The organism is Streptomyces cavernae (genome assembly GCF_004023625.1).
Classification (GTDB): domain Bacteria; phylum Actinomycetota; class Actinomycetes; order Streptomycetales; family Streptomycetaceae; genus Streptomyces; species Streptomyces cavernae.
Genome location: NZ_RPDJ01000008.1, coordinates 184749 through 201776, shown reverse-complemented (window position 1 = coordinate 201776; position 17028 = coordinate 184749). Strand labels below are relative to the sequence as shown.

Genomic DNA, 17028 nt, shown 5'->3' with positions numbered 1-17028 from the left:
CCATGAAAGCCGGTCCCTCTCAGGAGGAGATCCGCCGGCACAATCTCGGCACACTGCTGCGACATGTGCACATCGGTGGCTCCACCTCACGAGCGGTCCTGGCCGACCGCATGGGCCTCAACCGCAGCACCATCCTGGGCCTGGTCAGCGAGTTGGCCTCGGCCGGACTGGTCCGTGAGGAACTCCCCGGGGACACCGGCAGGGCCGGCCGGCCGTCCCTCGTCGTGCGGCCCGAGTCGGACCGGGTGTACGTTCTCGCCTTCGACGTCGGCGTGGACCGGCTGGCCGCCGCGCGGATAGGTCTCGGCGGGGTCTTCCTCGACCGGCGGGAGACACCCTGGCCGCACGGTGGATTCGACGCGGGTGAAGTGGCCGGGGTCCTCGCCGGCTTCGCCCGGCAGATGGTGGACACGGCACCCGAGAGCACCTTCTGCGTCGGCGTGGGTGCCGCGGTGCGCGGCCTGGTGCGGCGACCCGACGGCCTGGTCCGCTCCGCCGCCCATATCGGCTGGGAGGACGAGGAGTTCGGCGAGCTCCTCACCCGGAGGCTGGGACTGGGCCTGACCGTCGCGGTCGAGAACGAGGCCAACCTCGGCGCTCTCGCGGAGCATCTGCGGGGCGCCGGAACCGGCTGTCAGGACCTCGTGTATCTGCACGGCGACATCGGGATCGGCGGCGGCGTCATCGTCGACGGTCAACTGCTGGGCGGGGACGGCGGATACGGCGGCGAGATCGGGCACATGGTCGTCAACCCGCGAGGCGGCAGGACCTGCGGATGCGGGGCGCGCGGCTGCCTGGAGTCCGAGGCCGGCGAACGCGCGCTGCTGGAGGCCGCGCGGCGCGATCCGTCGGCCACCGGCCGGGAGGCCGTGCGCGCCGTGGTCGAGGCGGCCGACCGGGGTGACATCAGTGCCCGTGCCGCCCTGCACGATGTCGGCGACTGGCTGGGCATCGGCGTCGCCACGCTGGTCAACGTGTTCAATCCACGGGCCGTGATATTCGGTGGCACCCTCCGCGAGGTGTTCCTCGGCTCGGCCGCCCAGATCCGAAGCCGCATCAACAGCCAGGCACTCGCTGCCTCCCGCGAGCACCTGCGGCTGCGTGTCGGGGAACTCGGCGACGACGCGGTGCTCGTCGGAGCCGCCGAACTCGCTTTCTCCGACGTCCTGGTCGGCCCGCTGGAGGCACTGGCCCGCACGGGCGGATGAAAGTCCGTCGTGCTGTGCGGGCCACCGACCTCGGGAACGGAGCGCTCACCGTGACGACTTCGCCGACGCCCCCAGCGCGGCGGTGCGGTACTGGGGGCGCCGGTGAAGGCTCCGCGGAACGGGGCCGCTCGGCTACTCCGCCACCACCTTCGTCTGCTCCGTCCGCGCCACCGGCACACCTCCTTCCGGCGCCTTCCGTACCGGCAGTGCCACCAGCAGACCGAGGGTGATCCACACGTACGTGTTGCTGCCGAGGAATCCGTCGACGCCCGAGGAGTCGTCGAACCACAGCCAGACGAAACTGCTGCACAGCACCACGTACACCGCCGCCGTGCCGCGGAGCAGTCCGCGGCGGCCCTCCCGGATCCCGGTGTCCACCAGCACCGCGAGTGACGGCAGCAGCCACACCAGGTGGTGCACCCAGGTGATCGGGCTGATCAGACAGGCGGTGGCGCCGGTGAGGGCGAACGCGGCCATCAGGTCGTCGGCCGCCGCCGCCCGCGACACCCGCCACGCCCACACGCCGAGGACCACCAGCACCGCCAACGCCCAGACGGCACGGCTCGGTTGGGCGGGTTCGGCGAGCCGGGCCAGGACGCCCTGGAGCGACTGGTTCGACACATAGGCGAGCCGTCCGATGCGGCCGGTGTCCCACAGGGCCTCGGTCCAGTAGAAGCGGGAGGCGTCCGGCGCGACGAGGGCGGCGAGTCCGGTGGCGCCCGCCGCCACGGCCGTCGCCGTCACGGCGGCGCGCGGGCGCCGGGCGAGCAGCAGCAGTCCGATGAAGAGCACCGGTGTGAGCTTGACCGCCGCGGCCAGCCCGATGCCCACTCCCGCCCAGCGGTCCCGTCCGGTCGACAGCAGTCGCGCGTCGGCGAGGACGAGCGCCAGCAGCAGCAGATTGACCTGTCCGAAGCTGAAGGTGTCCCGGACCGGTTCCAGCAGCGCGAGCAGACAGGCGGCCACACAGAGGCCGAACCAGCCGTACCGGCGCAGCAGCGGCCCGGCGAGGACAGCGACGACGGCCAGCGCGGCGGCGATGTTCAGTAGCAGCGCGACCGCGATCGCGGTGTGCAGCCCGACCAGCGCCATCGGCAGCATGAGGACGGCGGCGAACGGCGGATAGGTGAAGCCGTACGTCGTCCCGGGCACCCGGTAGTCGTAGATGCCGCCGCCGTGGTGCACCCAGGCGTCGACCGTCCCGTAGTAGACCCGCAGGTCGAACCAGTCCCGCAGCAGCGGCACGGTCGCGTTGAAGAGCGCGACGCACGCGGCCAGGCCCAGCACGAGGAGCACCCGCCCGCGTCGGGTGCTTGGAAGGGTGGGCTTCACGCCGTCCGCTCCCGTTCCGCCCGGGCGAACAGCGGCCCGTGCCCGGCCTGGTGGGCCTGCCAGAGCACGACGAGTGCGAGCACTCCGCCGGAGGTGGCGAGCGCGAGTTGTTCCGCGTCCGGCGGGCTGCCGCTGGGCAGGACCGCGAGCGCCAGCACCCCGCTGACGGCGGCCACCCGGTGCCGTACGGAGCTGCTGGGTGCGGCTGCGGCGATGAGGAACAGTCCCCACAGCGCGTACCAGGGCCGGATCGCCGGGCCGAGGACGGCCACCGCGGCCAGGCTGAGGCCGAGCGCGTAGACGGGGGCGGGCCGCAGCCGTATCCATATGAAGAGGACGACGGCGGCCGTGGCGACCAGACCGGCACCGTGCCAGAGGGGGATCGCCAGCGGTGCGAGGTCGCTGCCCGCTTCGCTGAGCAGGGCTCCGGTGGCCCGGCCGAGGACGCTGGTGAGCGACCAGTTGTGCGGGGACACGGGGGTGTCGAGCGCGCCCAGCCAGCCGTACCCGGTGCCGGCGACGGCGGTGGCGGCGACCGTCGTGGCGAGCGCGGCGCCGGAGGTCGTCAGGACCGCCTTCGGCAGACCGCGCCGGCCGCGGGCCCGCATCGCGATCACCGCCAGGAGGCCCAGTGCGGCGGGCGCCTTGACCAGGGCGGCGAGCGTGACCAGCACGGCGCCGAGGAGGGGGCGGCGCCCGCGTGCGGCGACCAGTCCGGCGCCCAGCAGGCCGAGCATGAGGGCGTCGTTGTGTGCGCCGGCGACCAGGTGCAGCAGCACCAGCGGGTTGAGCGCACCGAGCCACAGCGCCGCGGCCGGATCGACTGAGCTGTGCCGGGCGAGGCGCAGCAGTGCGGCGGCCATCAGCGCCACCCCGGCCAGCGCGACCAGGCGCATCCCGATCAGTCCGGCGGGCAGTTCGGCGCTGGTGACGTGGGACAGCGCGGAGGCCACGGAGAGGAAGACCGGGCCGTAAGGGGCCGCGGTGTTCTGCCAGACGGGGGCCACCTCGTCCGCGAGCGGTCCGCCGAGGACGGCCGGGCCGTGTGTGTAGACGTCCACCTGGGCGTCGACCATGGCGCCCTGTGCGAGGTAGCTGTACACGTCCCGGCTGAACAGCGGCGGTGCGAGCAGCAGCGGGGCCGCCCACAGGCCGAGGACCACCAGCAGGGCACGCGGCGCGGGCGGTCGGGGGCCGTTGATGAGCCGTCCGAGCAGCGCCCAGGCGGCGATCAGGAGCACCACGCCGAAGTAGACGCCGACCAGGCCCAGTGCGCCGCGTCCGGAGGAGGGGGTCATGAGTTCCCGGACCGGCAGCGCTCCGGCCGTCTCACCTCCCGCCGCGAGGACTGCGGACCCGGCCAGCCCGAGCAACTGACAACGGCGGAGATCGACGGAGAAACCCATGGCCAACACTCGGGAATCGTGTCAATGCCGGGTGGCCGGGAGGCGACACGGTTCTCTCGGGGCGGGGGCCGGGAGGTGACCGCCGTCTTTCCGTTGGTGGACGGGCCCGCTCAGAAGACCGACAACCCGGTCAGCGTGGTGAAGCGGTCCAGGGCCGCGACCCCCGCCACCGAGTTGCCGCGCTCGTCGAGTCCCGGGCTCCACACGCACAGGGTGCAGCGCCCGGGCACGACGGCGACGATGCCGCCGCCGACCCCGCTCTTGCCGGGCAGGCCCACCCGGTAGGCGAACTCGCCCGCCGCGTCGTAGGTCCCGCAGGTCAGCATCACCGCGTTGACCTGTTTGGCCTGGCTGCGGGTGAGCAGCCGGCTGCCGTCGGCGCGGATGCCGTGCCGGGCCAGGAAAGTGCCGGCGAGGGCGAGATCGGCGCAGGACGCCTCGATGGAACACTGCCGGAAGTACTGCTCCAGCAGCACCGGCACCGGATTGCCGATGTTGCCGTAGGAGGCCATGAAGTGGGCGAGTGCGGCGTTGCGGTCGCCGTGGGCGGCCTCGGAGGCGGCGACGTCCTCGTGGGGGGTGATGCCGGGGTTGCCGCTTTCGGCACGCAGGAAGTCCAGCAGGGTGCCGACCGCGTCACCGGTGTGGCTGTGCAGGCGGTCGGTGACGACGAGGGCACCCGCGTTGATGAAGGGATTGCGCGGGATGCCGTTCTCGTACTCCAGCTGCACCAGGGAGTTGAAGGGGTTCCCCGATGGTTCGCGGCCGACGTGTTCCCAGAGCTGGTCTGCTTCGCGGGCCAGGGTGAGGGCGAGTGTGAAGGCCTTGGTGATGGACTGCGCGGAGAACGGCTGCCGCCAGTCCCCCACCCCGTACACGGTCCCGTCCGGTTCCGCGACGGCCATGCCGAAGCGGCGCGGGTCGCGGGCGGCGAGCGCCGGGATGTAGTCGGCGGGCCGACCGCGCCCGGGGGACTTCTCGATCTCGGCGGCGATACGCTCCAGCACCGGCTGGAAGGTGAAGGACGAACCCATGATCCCCATTCTCCCGTCGAACCCGCCGCCTTCGGACCCGGTGCAACCACACTGCACAGTCGTTTGACGGGAAGGGTCATTTCGGCATGGGATCCGCCGTAGTCGCACCTGCCGCGTTGCCCGCGTCGATGCCTGATCCGCCCCCATCGCGCACTGGCACGCACAGAGCGGACGGCATGATGCCCACCAAGAGCGCAAGGAGGCAGTCATGACATCACGCCTGCGGTGGATCCACGGCCACGGAGAGCATGTCATCGTCGAACGCAAACAGACGTACATGGCCGAGATCGTCGTCAAATTCCTCGTCCTGGTCGGCTTGCTGTCCATGCCGGTTCTCCTCTTCTCCTGGGGTCAGTGGATCCCCTTCGCCGGAGCCGGCCTCTACCTGTTCTGGGAACTCGGCCGCGCCCACAACGCACTTGGCGAGCTTGCGGACCTCTGGAACGAGTGGCACCAGCAGCCGCAGGAGTCGGCTCGAAGCGATTCCCTCAAGTGAACAGGCTCGCGGGCGCAGGCCGGAGCCAGTCCTGATCCGCACCGGCCGGGGCGCTGCCGCGGCCGGTGTGGCTGGGCAGCAGGCCCTGTTTCACCAGCTGATCAGCCGCGGTGCTGCGGGCCGCCACCGACAAGATCACGTACGCGATCTTGCGGCTGCCGGGGTCAGGAGTACGCGGATCGGTACGCGGCCGGCATGAAGGCCGCACAGGCGATGGGGCGGCGGACTGAGGTTCCGCCGCCCTTGGGTGCCGATCCTCCGGACGGCCGTCCGTCACAAGCGAGCGGTCAGGCGACCACCACACCGGCCCGGAGGACCTCTTGTCCGCTCATGCCCAAGCCGACGGCGGGCACATCCGGGCCTCAATCGATGCCGCAGGTACTCGATCTCTCATCTCACCGCCCGGCTGGCCGCCGCTTGCTCCGGGGGCCCTGTCGACCGTCGCGAAGCCGCCTGTCTTCTGGGCCTTCTCGCCGGCTTTCGCGGTCACGGTTCCTCGCCTCCCTAGTGGCCCGGCAGGCAACGTTTGCCCGTCAATCAGCGGCGTCCGGTGCGTGCTCTCGGCGTGCCGCCGGAAGCTCTCGTACTGGATGTACTTGGGCTTTCGACCGGTGCGGCGAGTGGGGGTCCCCCTGCTCGAAGAGCTTGGGGGAGTGCCGGGCGTCGCGACGGGGCGAACGTTGCCTGTCGGGGCACTAGTAGGACTCCGTGAGGTCGCACTGACCTGCGACGATAGTGATCTCGCGGCAGGTGGCCCAGTGCCCCGCCGGACCAGTTCCCGCAGCTCGGTGCCGCGGGCCGGGCTGCCGGTCGGCAAGGCCGACGGCAACAGCCCCGAACCTCACGGAGTCCTACTAGAGCTGTGCTGCGCCGCTGAAGTCCGCCGATGAGTTTCCGGCGGTTGTGCGGTCTACCCGTCGACGAAGGGAGCGCACCATGCGCAAGATCATCGTTTGCACGTTCCTGACGCTGGACGGCGTCATGCAGGCACCGGGCGGTCCGGACGAGGACGCTGAGAGCGGCTTCGAGCACGGCGGCTGGCAGAAGCCGGTGGCCGACGACGAGGTCGGCACGGCCATCGCTGGTTGGTACGAGTTCTCCGACGCGATGCTGCTCGGCCGCAAGACCTACGAGATCTTCGCGTCGTACTGGCCGACCGCGGATCCCGGCAACCCGTTCACCGATCGGATGAACAGCATGCACAAGTACGTGGCGTCTCGGACCCTGACATCCGTCGAGTGGCAGAACTCCACGCTGCTGGAGGGCGACATCGTCGATGCCGTACGCAAGCTGAAAGCGTCCGACGGCGGCAACATCAACGTCGTGGGCAGTGGCGACCTCGCCCAGACACTCATGCAGCACGGCCTCGTAGACGAGTACCGGCTGACCATCCATCCGGTGATCATCGGCACCGGCAAGCGGCTGTTCGCCAACGGAGCGATCCCCACTGCGCTGGAACCGGTCAGCGTCTCGACGACGAAGGGCGGCACGATCGTCGGCGTGTACCGGCCGAACGGTAAGCCCAGCTACGACAGCTACTAGGCGCCTTGGTCGGATCACCGGGCAGGCCACAGGAAGATGCCCGCTACGTGGAGTCCGACCAGGTAAACGGTCGCGGTCTTCTCGTAGCGGGTGGTGCCGCGCCACTGCTTCAAGCGGTTGGCTTTGTCGGCCAGGACGGCGTCCAGCCTGGTGCGGGGCCGTCCGCGTCGGCGCGGAACACGCAGGCGACTCATCACCTCGCGGGAGGCGGGCGCGTCACCGGCCTGCCCGGCGGTGAGGTGGAAGGCCAGGGGCCGACAGCGGCCATCAGCTGCGAGGTGGATCTTTGTGGTCAGCCCACCACCCACTGCGTTCCGGTCTGGAACCGGTCACCAGGTCCTTGCCGTAAGGACTCGCAGACGTCGGAGCGGGCCCCGCCGATCGTGTCGGTGTAGAGGATCGTGCCAGGTGATCAGCGGGCCGCAATGTCGGTCGGACTGAGCCGGGTGTGGTTGCCGGTGTCTGATGGTGGAAGCGGTCGACCAGCGGAGTGTTTGCTCGCCAGACTGGGTGGGTGACGACACGACCATCCACTTCCGAGGATCTCCGCGCTGTTCTCTTCGACTCGGGCGGCGTGCTGATCCGGCCGATCGGCGGCCGGTGGAACCCCCGGGTGGACTTCGAGGAGACCGTCCTCGCCCACCACCCCTCGATCACGCCGGAACAGTTTGCGGCGGCCATCGCCGCGGGCGATAGCTTCTTCGCCGCCTCGTCCTCGACGCCCGACTACGACGACTACCACCGGGTGATGCTCCGCCATGTCGGATTGGATCCGACGCCGCAGTTCCTCGCCGACCTGGGCCGCGACGTCCCCGCGACCACGATTTTGGAGCTCTACCCGGACGTCATGGAAACCCTGCGGGAACTGAAGCCTTCGGGGCGTGCGGATGGCGGTGGTCTCGGACGCCTGGGCGGGACTGCCCGATGGGCACACGGCGCTGGGGATCGGGGAGTTCTTCGAGGCGTATGCGATCTCCCCGTGCTCGGCTGCAGAAAGCCGGACCCGCGCATGTACCACCACGCCAGCGCCGCCCTGGATCTCGCGCCCGCGCAATGCCTGTTCGTCGACGACGATCCGAGCCTGGTCGACGCCGCGATCGCACTCGGATGCGCGGGGCGTGCGGTCTGTCGGGACTCGGCCACTTCGGATGTGCCTTCCGTCGTGACCCTCGTGGAGTTGCTGGATCTCCTCTGACGCGGTCCAGCACGGTCTTCATGAGCTGTCGCGGGATCCGCTGCACCATCCAGGACAAGGCCGACCAGGCCCGCAACCGGGTGAGTTCGGTGGAGCGGAAGGCGCCGACGCAGGCCACGGCGGGCAGCACCTCGACGGGCCCGAACGCGCCTGCGGTAACACATGCGATGTCCGCGACTCAGGCTCCGGAGGGGCTGAGACGGGACGGCTGCGAGTCGGTGCTTCCCGCGAGCACCTCGGGACGCAGCAGCTGTTCCAGCCGGTCGGCCGGCAACAAACCTTTCTCCAGGACGAGTTCGGCGACGCCCCGGCCGCTGCTGAGCGCCTCCTTGGCGATGTCCGTCGCGGCCGTGTACCCGATGTGCGGGTTCAGTGCGGTGACCAGGCCGATGGAGTTCTCCACGGCGGCCCGCAGTTCGTCCGCGTTGGCCGTGATGCCAGCGACACAGCGCTCGGCGAGGGTGAGGCATGCGGCGCGCAGGTGGGTGATGCTCTCCGAGAGGGAGTGCAGGATGATCGGTTCGAAGGCGTTGAGCTGAAGCTGTCCGGCCTCGGCGGCCATGGTGATGGTGACGTCGTTGCCGATCACCTCGAAGGCGACCTGGTTGACGACTTCGGGGATGACCGGGTTGACCTTGCCCGGCATGATCGACGAACCGGCCTGTACCGGCGGCAGGTTGATCTCGTTCAGCCCGGCGCGCGGACCGGAGGACAGCAGACGCAGGTCGTTGCAGCTCTTGGAGAGCTTGACCGCGATCCGCTTCAGCACCCCGGACAGATGCACGAACGCCCCGCAGTCCTGGGTGGCTTCGACCAGGTTGGCCGCGGTGACCAGCGGCAGTCCGGTGATGTCCGCGAGATGGCGGCGGGCCGACTCCGCGTATCCGGCGGGCGCGTTGAGGGCGGTGCCGATCGCGGTGGCGCCCAGGTTGATCTCGTGGATCAGCAGCACCGCCTCGGCGAGCCGGCTGCGGTCCTCCTCCAGCATCACCGCGTACGCCGAGAACTCCTGACCCAGGGTCATGGGCACCGCGTCCTGCAGTTGTGTACGCCCCATCTTGAGCACGTCCCGGAACTCCACCGCCTTGGCGGCGAAGGCCTCCTGGAGCACGGCCATGGCGTCGAGCAGACCCCGTACGGCGATGATCGTGGCGATGTTGACGGCGGTCGGATAGACGTCGTTGGTGGACTGGCCGAGGTTGACGTCCTCGTTGGGGTGCAGGTGCTCGTAGTCGCCCTTGGCATGGCCGAGCAGCTCCAGGGCCCGGTTCGCCACGACCTCGTTGGCGTTCATGTTGGTCGAGGTCCCGGCCCCGCCCTGGATGACGTCCACGACGAACTGGTCGTGCAGCCTGCCGTCGCGGATCTCCCGGCAGGCCTGGGCGATCGCCGCCGCCTTCTCGGGTGCGAGCAGGCCGAGTTCCTCGTTGGCGCGGGCGGCGGCCTCCTTGACGGCGGCGAGGGCGTCGATGAGGTGGGGGTAGGCGGAGATCGGCGTCCCGGTGATGGGGAAGTTCTCCGTGGCGCGCAGGGTGTGGACTCCCCAGTACGCGTCGGCGGGTACGTCGCGGTGTCCGAGCAGGTCGTGTTCGCTGCGGTGGGCTGCGGCGGTCATGAGGGTTTCGGCTCTTCCTTCGGTAGGTGCCGCCGAGTGCACGGCTCGGCGGCCGGGTTGAGATGTCGTCGAACAGCCCTGGGGGTCAGGCGTGCGTCCCGTACGGTGTGGTCCGCGCGAGCGCGTCCGTGAGGAGCTCCCGGGCCGGACGGACACTGCCCACCACCGTGGAACCGCCCAGCAGCGGCACCTCCGCGAACTCGGCGAGCGCCGCCGGGTCGACCCCGCAGCGGGCGAGCGCCGCGGCGGTCACGGGCACCCGGGCCCGGTTGGCGCCGTCCGCGATCTTCACGGCGATGGCCCGTCCGTCCGGGAGGGCCGCGACCTGGACGCCCTCGAAGCCGTCCTTGGCCATCAGCCCGGGCACGGACCGCATCAACGCGGCGACGTCGCGTCCGGCGCCGGAGACCATCTCGGGGTGCTCGCGCATCGCGTCGGCGACGAGTGCCTCGGGCGTGCCGGGTGCCGCGGTGGTGATCCGGGCCGCGGCGCGCGCGAGCCCGTGCAGGGAGACGGAGAACAGGGGCGCCCCGCAGCCGTCCACCGTCGTCCGGGCGATCGCCTGCCCGGTGAGGTCCTCCACGATCTCCGCGATCGCCTGCTGGAGGGGATGCGCGGGGTCGAGGTAGTTCTCCAGGGACCAGCCGTTCAGCCGGGAGGTGTAGAGCATGGCCGCGTGCTTGCCTGAGCAGTTCTGCGCGATCCGGGACGGCTGCCGCCCCTCGCGTACCCAGGCGTCCCGGACGGCGGGGTCGTAGGGCAGGTCCGGCGCGTTGCGCAGATCGCTCTCGCCGAGACCGGCGAGTTCGAGGATCCGCCGGGCGCCGTCCAGGTGCCGCTCCTCGCCGGAGTGGCTGGCGGCGGTCAGTGCGAGCAGCTCGCCGTCGAGCGGCAGCCCGGCCCGCAGCAGGGCGACGGCCTGCACGGGCTTGAGCGCCGAACGGGGGTAGAAGGCGGCCTCGACGTCACCGATCTGCAGCTCGACGCCGCCGTCCGGGGCGAGTACGACCACCGAGCCGTAGTGGATGCCCTCGATGACCCCGCCGCGCACGAGATGGGCGACGGGCGCGTGCAGCGGTTCGCGTACGGCGGGTGCCTCGGCGATCCCGCAGACCAGCTGGCTCACGCGTCCGCCCCGGAGGAGGAGCCGCCGGTGGCCGAACCACCGGAGGAGGAGCCGCCGGAAGAGGAACCACCGACAGAGGAAACGTTCCTGCTAACCGCGGCGACCCGGCCGCGGATCGCGTACCAGCCGGCCACCAGCGCGCCCACGATCAGCGGCAGACACAGCACGGTCGTGCGGCCCGCTCCCCCGTCGGCGTACATCAGCACCAGGACGGAGGCCAGGAAGACCAGGGTGACGATCTCGGTCCAGGGCGAGCCGGGCAGCCGGTAGCTCGGACGGTTCAGTTCACCGGCCTGCGTCTTCCGCCAGAACAGCAGGTGGCAGAGCATGATCATGCCCCAGGTGGCGAGGATGCCGATCGCGGCGAAGTTGAGCACGATCTCGAATGCCTCGGCGGGTACGACGAAGTTGAGACCGACGCCGAGGACGCAGATGCCGCTGGTGAGCAGGATCCCGCCGTACGGGACCTGACTGCGGCTCATCACCGAGGTGAACCTGGGTGCGGAGCCGGACATCGCCATGGAGCGCAGGATGCGGCCGGTGGAGTACAGGCCGGAGTTGAGGGAGGACATGGCCGCGGTGAGCACGACCAGGTTCATGATCCCGCCGGCCGCCGGGACGCCGATGTTGGACAGCACGGTGACGAAGGGACTCTCGCCCGCCTTGTACGAGGACCAGGGCAGCAGCATCGACAGCAGGACTACCGAGCCGACGTAGAACAGTCCGACCCGCCACATGATGGAGTTGATCGCCTTGGGCAGGATCTTCTCGGGGTTCTCGGTCTCGCCCGCCGCAACGCCGACCAGTTCGACGGAGGCGTAGGCGAAGACGACACCCTGCACGATCAGCAGCATCGGCAGCAGGCCGCTGGGGAACAGACCGCCGTTGTCGGTGATCAGGGCCGGGCCGGGGGCATGGCCGTCGACGGGCTGCTGGGTGACGAGCAGGAAGATGCCGATCAGCATGAAGACGACGAGCGCGCCGACCTTGATGATGGCGAACCAGAACTCCAGCTCACCGAAGATCTTCACGGAGATCAGGTTCACCGTGAGGACGACGGCGAGCGCGATGAGCGCGATCACCCACTGCGGGATGTCGGAGAACATGCCCCAGTAGTGGGTGTAGGTGGCCACGGCGGTGATGTCGGCGATACCGGTGGTGGCCCAGTTGAGGAAGTACATCCAGCCCGCGGTGTAGGCGCCCTTCTCCCCGAGGAACTCACGGGCGTACGACACGAAGGCGCCGGACGACGGGCGGTACAGGACGAGTTCGCCGAGTGCGCGCACGACGAGGAAGGCGAAGACGCCGCAGACCGCGTAGGCGATGAAGAGGGAGGGGCCGGCGTCGGCGAGGCGCCCGCCGGCGCCGAGGAACAGCCCGGTGCCGATCGCGCCACCGATGGCGATCATGTTCACATGGCGGGACTTCAGGGACTTGCTGTAGCCGGCGTCTCCGGCATCGACGTGGGGGGAGGTCGTTGTCCCGTTCGGTATGGCGTCTATCTGGGGGGATTGCTTGCTCACGCCTGTGGTTCGCCTTCCGGGGGTGGGGCCGTGCGCTCGCGCACGATGGAGGTGAGGGTGGTCTCGACACGGTCGAGGTGGTGGGCCATGGCCTCCACCGCGTCGGTTTCGCTGCCGTCCATGAGGGCCTCGACGATCTCGCGGTGCTCGCGGTTGGACTGCTCGCGGCGTCCGCCGAGTTCGTTGAGGAAGGCCGACTGGCGTGCCAGCGCGTCGCGGATCTCCTCGATGACCCGGCGGAAGACCGGGTTCTGGGAGGCCTCGGCGACACCGAGGTGGAACAGCGTGTCCATGGCGACCCACGCCGTGGTGTCGGTCTCGTGCTCCATCCGGTCCAGTAGATGGACCAGGTGGTCGAGGTTCTCCGAGGTGCGGCGGGCCGCCGCGTACCCGGCCACGGGGATCTCGATGTGCCGGCGGACCTCGAGCAGGTCGCTCGCCGAGTAGTCGCCGAAGGTGGGCTCCTCGACGCTGCCGGCGACGACGAAGGTGCCCTTGCCGGTTCGGGACACGGTCAGGCCCATGACCTGCAGGGCCCGCAGCGCCTCGCGCAGCACGGGCCGGCTGACCTCGAGACGACGGCACAGCTCCGCCTCGGAGGGCAGCTTGTCACCGATGGCGTAGTCGCCGCGCTCGATGGCGCCGCGAAGGTGGGTGAGAACCGCTTCCATGGCGCTGACGCGCCGGGGCACCGACCCACCTGTCTGGCTGTCTGACAGGTTCACGGTGGTGATCCTCGGGGGAACGGCGGGTGACTGTCAAGGGTTGGCGGGGCGCCGTCCCCCGGCCGGCGGCGGGTGCGACCCCTCGTTCCGGCGGCGGGTGTCACCCCTCGACCGGCGGACGCCGCCCCCCGATCGGGTGACGTCGCCCCTCAGCCCAGGACCCCTGTACCGAGCAGAGCGAACAACAGCAGTCCCACGACAACCCGGTAGACGACGAACGCGTTGAACGAGTGCTTCGCCACGAACTTCAGCAGCCACGCGATGGAGGCGTAGGCGACCCCGAAGGCAACGACCGTTCCCGCCACGAGCGGCGCGGCTCCCGCACCGGTACCGAGCGCGTCCTTCAGCTCGTACAGCCCCGCCCCCGTGAGCGCGGGAATCCCGAGGAAGAACGAGAGCCGGGTGGCCGCGACCCGGTCGAGGTCCAGCATCAGGGCCGTCGACATCGTGGCGCCGGAGCGCGAGAAGCCCGGGAAGAGCAGGGCGAGGATCTGCGAGCTGCCCACCAGCATGGCGTCCTTGAAGGAGGTGTCGTCCTCGCCGCGCTTGTGCCTGCCCAGCCGGTCGGCCGCCCACATCACCCCGCTGCCGGCGATCAGCGAGGCGGCGACGACCCACAGCGAGGCGAGCGGCCCCTCGATCAGCGGCTTCGCCAGGAGACCGACGGCGACGATCGGGATGGTCGCCCAGATCACCCACCAGGCGAACTTGTAGTCGTGGTGGTAGCGCTCCTCGCGGTCGGTGAGCCCGCGCAGCCACGCGGAAACGATCCGGGCGATGTCCTTGCGGAAGTAGACGAGCACCGCGGCGATGGCGCCGACCTGGATCACGGCCGAGAACCCGATGACGGCGTCGTCGTCGACGGGGATGCCCATCAGCCCTTCGGCGATCTTGAGATGGCCGGTGGAGGAGACCGGGAGGAATTCGGTCACCCCTTCGACGGCTCCGAGGACGACGGCCTGACCGACGGAGATCGCGCTCATGGTTTCCAGTTCTCGCTGGGGGTCACGACAGCGGCGTGGACGCCTTACACCGGCCGCACTCTAGCCCCACAGGGCCTCGGCGAAAGAAACCCCCACAAATGCCGCGCCCAGCCCGGCGGCGACGCTCGCGATCACATTGGCGACGGCGTAGAAGCCCGCCCCGTCCTCGGCCAGCCGCAGGGTCTCGTAGGAGAACGTGGAGTACGTGGTCAGAGCCCCGCACAGTCCCGTACCGAGGAGGAATTGCAGGTGAGCGGAGGCGGCCCCGGCCGAGGCCGCGCCGGCCAGCAGCCCGAGGACGAGACAACCGGCGACGTTGACCGCGAGGGTGCCCCAGGGGAAGGCCGTGTCATGCCTGAGCTGAACGGCGCGGTCGGTGAGGTAGCGCAGCGGCGCACCGACCATCCCGCCGACGATCACGAGCAGCCAGTTCACAACGGCCTCTTACCTTCCAGCGCGGAGATTTCACCCGTTTCGCCGCTTCGACCCGGTTTGCCGATCAGGGCCCGGCGCGTCACCGTCACCGCGACCCAGACCGCGAGGAGCGCGGCCACGAGCGTCGCGGCGAGATACGCGAGCCCGGTGCGCGGGTGGCCTTCGTCCACCAGGTGCTGGATGTCGACGGCGTACGTGGAGAAGGTCGTGTAGCCGCCGAGGACCCCGGTGCCGAAGAAGGGCCGTACCAGCGGATGCGCGGCCCACACCTCGTTGACCACGACCATGAAGACGCCGATGACCAGGCAGCCGGTCACATTGACCCAGAAGGTCGTCCACGGGAACCCGCCCGTCTCCACGGGCCCGATCAGCGAGGCCCCGTACCGGGCCGCGGCCCCGAGCCCGCCGCCTGCGGAGACCACCGCGACGACCGGTGCGAGCGTCCGCCACGACCGCTGCCGCTCGGCGGGGACCCGCAGATCGACGTCCGGATCGGTGGGTTCGTCCACCATCTCGGTCTCGGGCTGCGGGCCTGTCATGCGCCTCTCCTGATCGCGGGGATGGGCCAGGCTAACCCGTCACCGAGCCGCCGGGGACGCGAACACCGCGAGGCTCGGCTCCCACACACTGCCCAGCACCAGCTGCCCGTCGACCGGGCAGACGCTGGTGGACATCCGGTACGGCGCACGGCGGTGACGCACGTCGTGCACGATCCGCCCGTCGTCGTCGAACGCCATGACCCAGGCGTCCCGCACCGGCCGGAACGGCAGCCGGGTCGCGGCACGCCCGGCGGCACGGCGCAGTGCGGGGCCACGCCGGTGCAGCACGTCGAGGACGGGTACGCGCGGGCCCGCCAGGGCCACCCAGATCAGGCCGTCGGGGTCGCGCCAGAGGTTGTCGGGGTAGCCCGGCAGGTCGTCGGCGAACGTGCCGCGCGGTTCGGCGTCGCCCGTGAGCCCGTGGCGGACGAGCCGGCGGGCGCCGGTCTCCGCCACGACGAGGAAGGACTGGTCGGCGGCCAGGGCGACACCGTTGGCGAACTGCAGCCCGTCCAGGAGCACTTCGGGTTCACCGCCCGGCCGCAGCCGCAGCAGCATGCCGGTGCCGGTGTGCTCCAGCAGGTCGCCCTGCCAGTGTTCGAGGCCGTAGCGACGGCTGGAGACGGTGAAGTAGACGGTGGTGTCGTCGGCGGTGACGACATTGCTGCAGAACCGCAGCCGGGCCCCGGCCACCGTGTCGGCGAGCACCCGTACCGTCCCGTCGGTCTCGCACCGCAGGAGCCCGCGCTCCGCGTCGCACACCAGCAACGCCCCGTCGGGCAGCGGCTGGAGGCCCAGGGGCCGCCCGCGGGTGTCGGCGACGGTCTCGATGCGCGGGCCCGCCGGGTCGGTGACGCCCTCCAGACGGAGGATCCGCCCGTCCGCCAACCCGGTGAACACCCGCCCCGAGGCGTCGGTCACCACGTCCTCGGGGCCACGTCCGCCGACGGGGATGAGGCGCAGGGGTGGCGTCCGGTCCATGGTGTGGTCCTCCGATGCCGCAAGGTCTGTGCGACGTACGGTGCTCAGTACCCGCTCGGGTTCCCCCCACCCCACAGCGGGGTCCCCGCGTCGGCGCCGCCCGAGACGTTCAGGCACGGGCCGTCGGTCGCGCTGCCGAGGTGCACGGCCGAGCCGGGACCGATCTCGATGTGGTGGATCCTCCGGCCCTCCACGAACGTGCCGTTGGTGCTGCGCTGGTCCTCGATGACCCAACCGTGTCCGGCCCAGCTGATCGTGGCGTGCCGCCAGGAGACCCTGGCGTCGTCGATCACGATGTCGCCCTGCGGATCACGCCCGACGGTATGGACCTTGTACGCGTCGAGCGTCCAGGTCTGTCCGTCCAGTTCCAGTACGAGTTCCAGCACCGAATACCCCATTGAGTTGTGTCCCGGGTTGTCCCCGTCACAGGGAGCCCGCGGACGTCGAAGATCGTGGGCAACTATTTCAGGCTCGGCCCCCTACCGGAAAGTCGGGCCGTATGAAGAGTGCGCGCCGGCGTGCGGGGTCGGCACCTGGGGGCGAGCCGGCTGATGGGGGCACCGTCCGGGCGAGCGGCCGGCCCGGCGGAGGAAGCGGAGCAGGGACCTCTCGGGCGCGTCCGTTTCGGACGCTTCCGTTCCGGACCCACCATTCGCGCATTCGTTCAGGGCGTATCCGTTTCGGACGTGTCCGTTCCGGGCGCACCCCTCTGGGAGGACGCACCCGTTTCGTGCGCATCCGTTTCGCATGCATTCCCTCCGGGCTCATCCGTCCCGCGGGTATCCGGTTCCGACGCGTCCGGTTCCGACGCGTCCGGTTCCGGCGCGTCCAATTCAGACGCGCCCGTTTCGGGCGGGTGCTACGGGGAGCAGGCATGCTCAGGTTCGG

At 70.5% G+C, this 17028-nt stretch carries 15 protein-coding genes and 2 pseudogenes; 4 read left to right on the top strand and 13 right to left on the bottom strand.

Annotated features, from left to right (window positions below):
• Window positions 1-2 precede the first annotated feature (2 nt).
• Window positions 3-1208: an ROK family transcriptional regulator gene (locus tag EF387_RS21075; protein WP_128378149.1), complete on the top strand. Its 1206-nt coding sequence runs from the start codon at window positions 3-5 to the stop codon at window positions 1206-1208.
• A 132-nt stretch (window positions 1209-1340) separates the two neighbouring features.
• Here the strand turns inward: EF387_RS21075 and EF387_RS21070 are convergent, their stop codons facing one another.
• From EF387_RS21070 to EF387_RS21060, 3 genes are all read right to left on the bottom strand, one after another.
• Window positions 1341-2540, bottom strand: coding sequence for a glycosyltransferase 87 family protein (locus EF387_RS21070; protein ID WP_128378148.1), 1200 nt, complete (start codon window positions 2538-2540; stop codon window positions 1341-1343).
• Window positions 2537-3946: a polyprenol phosphomannose-dependent alpha 1,6 mannosyltransferase MptB gene (mptB, locus tag EF387_RS21065; RefSeq protein ID WP_128378290.1), complete on the bottom strand. Its 1410-nt coding sequence runs from the start codon at window positions 3944-3946 to the stop codon at window positions 2537-2539. Before mptB ends, EF387_RS21070 begins: the two co-directional genes overlap by 4 nt.
• A 110-nt stretch (window positions 3947-4056) precedes the next feature.
• Window positions 4057-4989: a glutaminase gene (locus tag EF387_RS21060; RefSeq protein WP_162467178.1), complete on the bottom strand. Its 933-nt coding sequence runs from the start codon at window positions 4987-4989 to the stop codon at window positions 4057-4059.
• A gap of 199 nt (window positions 4990-5188) precedes the next feature.
• Between EF387_RS21060 and EF387_RS21055 the strand changes: the two genes are divergently transcribed.
• Both EF387_RS21055 and EF387_RS21050 read left to right on the top strand, forming a co-directional pair.
• Window positions 5189-5476: a hypothetical protein gene (locus tag EF387_RS21055; protein ID WP_128378146.1), complete on the top strand. Its 288-nt coding sequence runs from the start codon at window positions 5189-5191 to the stop codon at window positions 5474-5476.
• 936 nt (window positions 5477-6412) lie between these two features.
• Window positions 6413-7018, top strand: a complete 606-nt coding sequence (locus EF387_RS21050; RefSeq protein WP_162467177.1) for a dihydrofolate reductase family protein — start codon at window positions 6413-6415, stop codon at window positions 7016-7018.
• Window positions 7019-7032: 14 nt separating this feature from the next.
• Here EF387_RS21050 and EF387_RS50050 read toward each other — a convergent pair.
• Window positions 7033-7320, bottom strand: a pseudogene (locus tag EF387_RS50050) (hypothetical protein); the annotation flags it as partial.
• Window positions 7321-7532: 212 nt separating this feature from the next.
• Between EF387_RS50050 and EF387_RS21040 the strand changes: the two are divergent.
• Window positions 7533-8213 carry an HAD family hydrolase gene (locus EF387_RS21040; RefSeq protein ID WP_238431613.1) on the top strand — a complete coding sequence of 227 codons (681 nt, stop codon included), beginning with the start codon at window positions 7533-7535 and terminating at the stop codon, window positions 8211-8213.
• Between the two features lie 178 nt (window positions 8214-8391).
• Here the strand turns inward: EF387_RS21040 and aspA are convergent, their stop codons facing one another.
• The 9 genes and pseudogenes from aspA to EF387_RS20995 form a co-directional block, all read right to left on the bottom strand.
• The gene (aspA, locus tag EF387_RS21035) at window positions 8392-9828 is read right to left on the bottom strand and encodes an aspartate ammonia-lyase (RefSeq protein ID WP_128378143.1); all 1437 of its coding nucleotides are present in this window, start codon (window positions 9826-9828) and stop codon (window positions 8392-8394) included.
• A gap of 85 nt (window positions 9829-9913) precedes the next feature.
• Window positions 9914-10954: an asparaginase gene (locus EF387_RS21030; protein WP_128378142.1), complete on the bottom strand. Its 1041-nt coding sequence runs from the start codon at window positions 10952-10954 to the stop codon at window positions 9914-9916.
• Complete coding sequence (locus EF387_RS21025) at window positions 10951-12477, bottom strand: amino acid permease (RefSeq protein WP_238431612.1); 1527 nt, start codon at window positions 12475-12477, stop codon at window positions 10951-10953. The genes EF387_RS21030 and EF387_RS21025 overlap by 4 nt, the downstream gene beginning before the upstream one ends.
• Complete coding sequence (locus EF387_RS21020) at window positions 12474-13148, bottom strand: FadR/GntR family transcriptional regulator (protein WP_128378289.1); 675 nt, start codon at window positions 13146-13148, stop codon at window positions 12474-12476. Before EF387_RS21020 ends, EF387_RS21025 begins: the two co-directional genes overlap by 4 nt.
• 203 nt (window positions 13149-13351) lie before the next feature.
• Window positions 13352-14185, bottom strand: coding sequence for an undecaprenyl-diphosphate phosphatase (locus tag EF387_RS21015; RefSeq protein ID WP_128378141.1), 834 nt, complete (start codon window positions 14183-14185; stop codon window positions 13352-13354).
• Between the two features lie 60 nt (window positions 14186-14245).
• Entirely contained in the window at window positions 14246-14620 is a 375-nt protein-coding gene (crcB, locus tag EF387_RS21010) for a fluoride efflux transporter CrcB (RefSeq protein ID WP_128378140.1), read from the bottom strand.
• On the bottom strand, window positions 14617-15159 hold the full coding sequence (crcB, locus tag EF387_RS21005) for a fluoride efflux transporter CrcB (protein WP_128378139.1): 543 nt from the start codon (window positions 15157-15159) through the stop codon (window positions 14617-14619). Before crcB (EF387_RS21005) ends, crcB (EF387_RS21010) begins: the two co-directional genes overlap by 4 nt.
• Before the next feature lie 39 nt (window positions 15160-15198).
• Window positions 15199-16140 (bottom strand): SMP-30/gluconolactonase/LRE family protein, encoded by a 942-nt coding sequence (locus EF387_RS21000; RefSeq protein WP_128378138.1) that lies wholly within the window; start codon window positions 16138-16140, stop codon window positions 15199-15201.
• Window positions 16141-16226: 86 nt separating this feature from the next.
• Window positions 16227-16538: pseudogene (locus EF387_RS20995) on the bottom strand (FHA domain-containing protein); the annotation flags it as partial.
• Window positions 16539-17028 lie beyond the last annotated feature (490 nt).